10 protein-coding genes are annotated in these 5,865 nt (G+C 56.6%); 1 reads left to right on the forward strand and 9 read right to left on the reverse strand.

All coding sequences use genetic code 11. The features are described from left to right. The 6 genes from ROO76_08420 to ROO76_08445 all read right to left on the reverse strand — a co-directional run. Positions 1-177, reverse strand: a 177-nt coding sequence (locus tag ROO76_08420) for a dTMP kinase (protein MDT8068177.1), incomplete at its 3' end; no start/stop codon positions are given. Between the two features lie 61 nt (positions 178-238). Next, positions 239-562, reverse strand: a complete 324-nt coding sequence (locus ROO76_08425; protein MDT8068178.1) for a hypothetical protein — start codon at positions 560-562, stop codon at positions 239-241. A 46-nt stretch (positions 563-608) separates the two neighbouring features. Beyond that, a complete protein-coding gene (locus ROO76_08430) occupies positions 609-1,091 on the reverse strand; it encodes a hypothetical protein (protein ID MDT8068179.1) in 483 nt (160 codons plus the stop codon). Positions 1,092-1,141: 50 nt separating this feature from the next. Continuing rightward, positions 1,142-2,026: a class I SAM-dependent methyltransferase gene (locus tag ROO76_08435; GenBank protein MDT8068180.1), complete on the reverse strand. Its 885-nt coding sequence runs from the start codon at positions 2,024-2,026 to the stop codon at positions 1,142-1,144. 80 nt (positions 2,027-2,106) lie between these two features. Further along, on the reverse strand, positions 2,107-2,589 hold the full coding sequence (locus tag ROO76_08440; GenBank protein ID MDT8068181.1) for a hypothetical protein: 483 nt from the start codon (positions 2,587-2,589) through the stop codon (positions 2,107-2,109). A gap of 163 nt (positions 2,590-2,752) precedes the next feature. Next, positions 2,753-3,718 (reverse strand): hypothetical protein, encoded by a 966-nt coding sequence (locus ROO76_08445; protein MDT8068182.1) that lies wholly within the window; start codon positions 3,716-3,718, stop codon positions 2,753-2,755. An 84-nt stretch (positions 3,719-3,802) separates the two neighbouring features. Between ROO76_08445 and ROO76_08450 the strand changes: the two genes are divergently transcribed. Continuing rightward, complete coding sequence (locus ROO76_08450; GenBank protein MDT8068183.1) at positions 3,803-3,964, forward strand: hypothetical protein; 162 nt, start codon at positions 3,803-3,805, stop codon at positions 3,962-3,964. Here the strand turns inward: ROO76_08450 and ROO76_08455 are convergent. The 3 genes from ROO76_08455 to ROO76_08465 all read right to left on the reverse strand — a co-directional run. Further along, on the reverse strand, positions 3,937-4,401 hold the full coding sequence (locus tag ROO76_08455; GenBank protein MDT8068184.1) for a hypothetical protein: 465 nt from the start codon (positions 4,399-4,401) through the stop codon (positions 3,937-3,939). The genes ROO76_08450 and ROO76_08455 overlap by 28 nt on opposite strands. Before the next feature lie 57 nt (positions 4,402-4,458). Beyond that, positions 4,459-5,298 carry a methyltransferase domain-containing protein gene (locus tag ROO76_08460; GenBank protein MDT8068185.1) on the reverse strand — a complete coding sequence of 280 codons (840 nt, stop codon included), beginning with the start codon at positions 5,296-5,298 and terminating at the stop codon, positions 4,459-4,461. Positions 5,299-5,393: 95 nt separating this feature from the next. Beyond that, positions 5,394-5,865, reverse strand: a 472-nt coding sequence (locus ROO76_08465; GenBank protein ID MDT8068186.1) for a hypothetical protein, incomplete at its 5' end; no start/stop codon positions are given.

Consider the following 5,865-nt stretch of genomic DNA (forward strand, 5'->3'; position numbering starts at 1 on the left):
GAGAACCAAGCCGCGGATACGGTCGCCAATGGGAGTACCGCCGGGTTGGCGCGTCACCGTTATGGCCTCACCTCGAGCTTCGAGATATTGCGCCAGCTTGCGCAGCTGCGTTGATTTCCCAGATCCATCGATTCCTTCAAAGGTGATGAAGAATCCAGGGTTCGTATGCGTGGACATAAGGCTCCCATGTGAAGAGTGCGCAGCCTATCAGAGGACGTGCGCACTGCGGTGAAACATCTCAAAGCTCTTGCTCGACACCTGTACATAGGTTTTCGACGTGAAAAGTGAGACCGTCAGTATTGCCGATAGCGAGTTCCTCGACGAAAGCCGTTTTGGCCGCCTCTGGGCTGTCAGCTTCGACATCGGCGGTAATCGTCACGCCGTATTCGCGTGGATTTTCGGAGATAGGATCGGAAACCGGCTTCGGAAAGAAAGCGATGTTTACGCCATGTTCTCGAATCATTTCGTCCAATTGAAGATGCAGTGCCTTGGCGCGGCAATCATCCAGGTGGCCATATTTGCGGCCACAGGAGGCGCAAGGTGTAAGGTCAATTTCGCACATAAAATTTGCCCAATTCTTAAATCAGTCTGGTGCGTATCGGATGTTGTTAGGCGGTCAGTTCGCGCAGAAGTTCATCGTCACTGAGATTTACCGGCTCGCTGGATATTCCGAGGAACCGCATCTCCGCTTCGATCTCGCGCTGTTTCTGCTCAGTCCATACCGTTCGCACCCTGCGTTCGGCTTCGGTCTTTGAGGCTGCGAGTCGCGCCTTCTCGCGGTGAAGCGATTCATGTAGCCATACCAAATGGTTAGTGTCCTGCATAGCATTCTCTTTCTTTGGTTGAATCACTTCGCCACAAATGGGGTGTCGGTTGGCAGGCCAGCTACCCCCCCCCGGATGTCTTCGATCAGTTCCGCGAGTTTGGCCATCGCCTCGCGGTCGTCTTTGCAGGAAGGTTTCGCCCCTCGCAGCATGATGGGCGGCATCGCGCTCGTTGACGACAATGGTGATCGTTGATTCCTCCGTGGCGGTGACGGATGTCTCCAGGCTGCAGCCACCATCGAGGTCGTATGTGTTGAGTTGCGGCATAACGAGTCTCCTTCTCCTGCTGCATTCGTATTCGTGACAACGAGATTGGATTACGCGGCCGGGCTGCACAGTGCCCAGTCGCCAGGTCCGCAGTGCAGGAAATACTTTTGCAGCTGTTGCCGTACCTTCTCTTTCCAAAAGGCGGTGGCGGTAGGACGGCGCGGTTCGATCGAGCGATAGATTTGGTCGAGCGTGGCCCGGCCGCCAAGCATCTGCAGGGTTTCAGTGACAAGTGCGCGCCAGACGCTGGCCCGGGGGCGACCATGTTGAAGAATCTCCCGTGCCTGCAAAGAGAGGTTCCCAATCATCGCGGCCTCGGCGTAAAGGGCGAGTCCCACCATGCTGCGGCGAGTGTCCTTCGTGAACATGCAGAAGGCCAGGGGTAAACGAAGGTTTGGAAACAGGCCGCGTGGAATCATGTCGGCGCGCAGGCTCCATTTCTCATTCCAGCGATTCACCCGGCCAAAAGTCTGGAAGGCATAGGCGGGAAGTAGCAGACCGCAGCGTCCATCGGTAGGCAGGATGTGATGGGAGCGGTTGAGGAACCGTTCGATCACCGGCACGACGAATGGCGGGTTGCCGATAACGGCTGTCACATCCGGGGGTAGCGGGATGGTCGTGAAATCTCCCGTAAGGATTTCGCGGTTTGTGTTGGCACGCGCTCGGTCGGCGAGTTCGCGATCGATCTCGACGCCAATCACAGGAACTGAATCCGGGATGGCTTTCAAAAACGATCCGAGACCGCACGACGGTTCGATCACCAGGTCCGAAGGATTGAGATCGGGAAAATAGCGTGTTACCAGAGACTCAGCCGCCCATTCGGGAGTGAACCATTGTGAAAGCGCGGGATTTTGGAGTCCGTTTTTCTGCTGTTCTTCTGAGGGGAACGCTTCAAACAGGAGCGGATTTGCAGCGGTCGAATGGTGAAAACTCATACATCACTCCTCTTAGTCAGACGGAAAGGGGCCGAGATTCCGACCCCGTCGAGTGCGCGAAACGATTTTGTACGTGGAACCTACTGGAGGGAACGCGCGAAGCGTACCGCTTCCTCGGGTGGGATCTCGGACAACTCACCCGGAGGAATCCGGCGGTAGGTCTTGCCCGTCGTCGGATCAATGTTGAGATAACGCCGGGAATTGATGTGTTTGTACATCTCGAGCCCACGGTCTTGGTCGCGGCCCATGTACATAAATTCCGAGCAATACGAGGGTCCCAGCAAGCCTTCCAGGGGTTTCCACGGGGAACCGGCATCGGAAATCTCCAAGGTATGGTCCTCGATATTGAAGGAATCCAATGAGCCCTCAAGCTCGCTCACTAGGTAGCTGGCGAGTTCGTCAAACGTACCAGCGGCAATGTGATTGTTGAACACTGCTTCTTGCTCCGTCGAATTGCAGAAACGGCCTTTAGCTTCGATGTAGGCGTCTTTCTGGGTGGCGTGAACAGACGTGCTGAGACCGCCATCTGTGTCCGACGTGACTGTCCAGACAGTGATTTTCATGGGTGCTCCTAAGGGTCAAAAGGCGACCGCTATTCGTTTCTTCGGATAGATCGTGGGATAGATGAGCCGCGAACATGATCTGCTGGCAGCATCGCTGTCAAGCGGCGGGCAGCGACTGCTGCCCACCTTTGATCTCCCACCTCACACATGAGTCGGGAAGCTGCTAGCTGCGATAGAAGGTCTCGGCGTTCGGCTGAAACACGAAGACTTTCCCTGTCACGCTCTCTGGGAAGTCACGCTGAAACTCTGCGATAACGCGAGCCTCATATGCGTGCTCCATAGCCACGGTTGTATCGATGGTGACAGTGAGTGCGTCGGGAGAAAGTCGGGGAGCATTCGTCACCGTGTCGCGGAAAGTTTTGATTCGCCGCGCAAAGCTACGAGGAACAAGCATCTCCTCTTTCCAAAGGTTCTCGATAAAGTGGCCGACCAGGCTGTAGGCCCATCCGGCGGCTCGTAGAGAGCCATCCGCATGCTGGACAAAGCAATCCTCGTTGCCAACGCGGTAAACAACCGGGTCGGGCGAACTCGGGGTGTCAGATGCTGCTGGTTTGGGCTCGTAGCCGAGACTCGCATTGCGGTCCGTCTCCAGACTTGGCAAGTGATGCGAATGAACAGCCAGCCACGGAGAAAGCAGAGATTTTCCCGCACCATTGAGCCCATAGAGAGCTAAAACAACAGTGGCATCCTTCTGGAAGCTGACCGTAAAGGTCCGGCCGGCAAGCAGCGCGGTAGAAATGTCGACCCGCCCAATAGCGATTAGGGCCTCGGAAACGCTCTCGATTTTCTCCTTCTGGACTGTGTCATAAAAGCCCGTGCCTGCCTTGAGGTCAAGCTGGAAGTCGCGCATTTCGAGCGGAGCCTTCAACTCTTCGAGCCAGGAGCGAATGTAGCCCTCTGGACTGATGTGCCCGTTACGATTCTGTAGCATGCCGCCCTCGCAGGACGAACCGTACGCGAAGATGCGGCGGATGACGTCGCTAATCTCGCCGATTCCGATGCATGACCAGCTTGGAGTGTGCGGCGTGCAGTTTTTCTCGTAGGTGCATTCCGCCAGGACATAGATCGTTTTACCGCAAGACGAGGTGAATGCTCCGACGCGGCGGCCGGTGGTGACTGTCGATCCCATAATTCCTTCTTTCTGGGTGTTGCGGGGCCTGAGGTTCGATTCAGAATGTTCGGACTATCGACTTCCCTAGCAGGGAGGCTTTATATGTCCGAACTGTTTTTGACCCTGCTGTGTGACTTGTACTGGTACTGCGCCACCGACCTCAGCTTCAACCCGCTGGATTGGGGGAATTTCACCCTCTTTGTGATCCATGTCGCCATCAAGATGTTCTGGAGCCGCTACGTGCGGCTGGAGGGCGACGTGTAGCCCTCTGGATTGGTCGCGTTGGCGTGAAGTGCGACCATGGACGCCTTTCCAGACTCATTGAGGTGCCCGTTTACGGCGGCCTCGACAAGTGCGAGGTCCTGCGGCGCCAGGTCGTTACCGTCGTGGGTTGCGCGAAGAATGTCGATAGCAAGGTCAGACATACCCCGCGTGGGCTCTGGGGGCTCCGCAGACGCGCCCCGATAGCAATTGCCAGCGTAAACCCATTCACGCGCGCTGCTTCTGCGTAGCGTGGCGTACGTCGGGCGGCCTGCAACATCCTTCACAGGCTCCCCGATCTGCACCAGAAGCCCCGACATTGAAACCGGGGGTAGGACGTTGACGAAGTAATCGGCCATTTCCTGATCGACAACGTCGCCGATGGCCAGAAAGTGGTCGAGGGATTGCCGGCTTTCGCCCCAGGCTGCATACGTTTTCATAGAAAGTTTCCTGTTCAACGAGTGGAATCGGACTGCTGTTACAGCAAAGACAAGAAGCTAAGCGCAAGCGAAGAGTTCGCGCTGTAGGGAAACAGCCTGCTCGATCACGCTGATTGTTTCGGATTGGGCGGCGCCGGCCGCCATGCGGCGACGGGAACGGGCCTGGACAAAGTCGGCCAGCGCAATTTCCGTCATCACGGTGACACCGTGCCATTCATCCATGGAAACGGCTGTATCAATGCCGCAATTTGGATCCAGCTCGATCGAGGACTGCTGAGAAAAGCGGAGATATTTGTCGGTCGGCGCGTCTTCGTACCCCCGGATACCGCTCAGCTTGAACGGCGCTGAGGATTGCGGAATCAGGAAAACGCCGGCACTGGCAAGATCGCTGCAAATATCGATGATTTTGTACTCGAATTCGCATCCGGAGTATCGCGGTGCACTACCGTTGTGCTGGACGCGGCCGAATGGTGGATTGGAGATTACGCAGTCGAAGCCGCCGAGAGATGAGGGCAGATCAAAGGCATCGGCTTGTATCCAGGTGGCCTCTGGCAACACTTTGCGGCCCACGGCGACATAGTCTGGATTGATCTCCACGCACGTAATGTTCGGACGCCCACCGGTCTGTGTGCCAGCGGAGTAATGGTAGGCTGCGAATCCGAGCGACCCAATACCAGCGCAGATGTCGAGAATTCTGCCTCCGAAGGTCTCGATAGCCAGGCCCCGAGCAAGACTGCGCGGAGTGAAGAACGCGCCCGCAGATCCATTCACATGGTTGGCACTTTCCTGCCAATTGTCGAGGACGAAGAGCCGTTCATCGAACGTCAAGGAGTTCTGCTGAAGCAGGGAGCAGGCCTGTGCATGCAGTTTGGATTGCTGCTTGGTGAGTCGAGACATGGAGACACCTGTGCGAAAAGTTTGTTTGTTGGGGGGGTACTTATGGCTCGCCCCGACAGAATTCTGCCGGGGGAACGTTAGGCTGCTGCCAATGATTATTGTTTTGGAAGCGAAGGTAGAGGTGCGAGGAACGGCCTCATTGTCTTCAGCGCCTCGATCTGAGCCGTGAACAACGCGGCATCCGACTCTGCTTTTAGCCACCGATAGACCGTGGCAACGAAGATACCCTCGTCGTCCGTTCGTCCGTTACGACGGTTGACCTCTGAACGGAGAATGGTTTCGCGGATGCCCTGTGCTTCCGATGTTTTCTGGAGGGCAAGGAACCGCAACTCCCGCACGGCAGCGTCCATGCAGTCGGACACCTGTTGCGAACCGGCATAGAGCCAGGCGAGGAGCAGTGTGCGAGGAATGGACCTGTAGACGTTCGATTCTTCCAGCCACCAGTACCGCATTCGTCCGGATTCGATTTGCGCGCGAAGCTCCTCCTCGCCTTTCTCGGTAATGGCGTAGCGAATGCTGCCTCGCGCGTGCGAAGTACCAGTTAGCAGCCCTGCTTGCTCCAGGCGT

The sequence above is a fragment of the Terriglobia bacterium genome (assembly GCA_032252755.1).
In the GTDB taxonomy this organism is placed as follows: domain Bacteria; phylum Acidobacteriota; class Terriglobia; order Terriglobales; family Acidobacteriaceae; genus JAVUPY01.

Excerpts from the sequence above, each read along its gene's own strand:
- ROO76_08460 (MDT8068185.1), bottom strand. The coding sequence starts at position 5,298 with ATGTCTCGACTCACCAAGCAGCAATCCAAACTGCATGCACAGGCCTGC.
- ROO76_08450 (MDT8068183.1), top strand. The coding sequence starts at position 3,803 with ATGTCCGAACTGTTTTTGACCCTGCTGTGTGACTTGTACTGGTACTGC.
- ROO76_08430 (MDT8068179.1), bottom strand. The coding sequence starts at position 1,091 with ATGCCGCAACTCAACACATACGACCTCGATGGTGGCTGCAGCCTGGAG.
- ROO76_08455 (MDT8068184.1), bottom strand. The coding sequence starts at position 4,401 with ATGAAAACGTATGCAGCCTGGGGCGAAAGCCGGCAATCCCTCGACCAC.
- ROO76_08435 (MDT8068180.1), bottom strand. The coding sequence starts at position 2,026 with ATGAGTTTTCACCATTCGACCGCTGCAAATCCGCTCCTGTTTGAAGCG.
- ROO76_08445 (MDT8068182.1), bottom strand. The coding sequence starts at position 3,718 with ATGGGATCGACAGTCACCACCGGCCGCCGCGTCGGAGCATTCACCTCG.
- ROO76_08440 (MDT8068181.1), bottom strand. The coding sequence starts at position 2,589 with ATGAAAATCACTGTCTGGACAGTCACGTCGGACACAGATGGCGGTCTC.
- ROO76_08425 (MDT8068178.1), bottom strand. The coding sequence starts at position 562 with ATGTGCGAAATTGACCTTACACCTTGCGCCTCCTGTGGCCGCAAATAT.